This window comes from Stenotrophomonas sp. STEN035 (genome assembly GCF_056759935.1).
Genome location: NZ_JBRRDY010000086.1, coordinates 1 through 387 on the forward strand (window position 1 = coordinate 1; position 387 = coordinate 387).

Below are 387 nucleotides of genomic sequence, written 5' to 3' on the forward strand. Positions count from 1 at the left end.
GGGATTCGGTGAGAAATGGCTACGCACTGAGCCGCTGCGCGGCCCCGCGATGTCGAAAACCCACGCATGAACCCCCGATCTGTGCCCGATCTGTGCCCAAAGCGGCGCTTGCGCGGCCGCTTCCTACCTGCCAGACTCGCCAAAAAGGGCGGTTGAACTTCCTATACCCCGGCCCTGACCTCCCAGGGTGGTCAGGCCCGGCACTTCGCCGCGCGATCGATCGCAACCACAAGGAGGCCCCATGCGCCGCATCCTCATCCTGCTCGCCACCCACCTGCTCACCCTCGGCCTGGGCTTCGGCCTGGGCGTCTATCTCCTGCCGATCCTGATCGCCCCCGATGACCCGCCGGTTGCGCAGGTGCAGGCGGCCATGAAAGACGCCCCCTA

Annotated in this window: 1 pseudogene; it reads left to right on the plus strand. The window is 66.7% G+C overall.

Annotation, left to right across the window (positions count from 1 at the left end):
- Positions 1–241: 241 nt before the first annotated feature.
- Positions 242–387, plus strand: a pseudogene (locus ACVOLL_RS20590) (DM13 domain-containing protein); the annotation flags it as partial.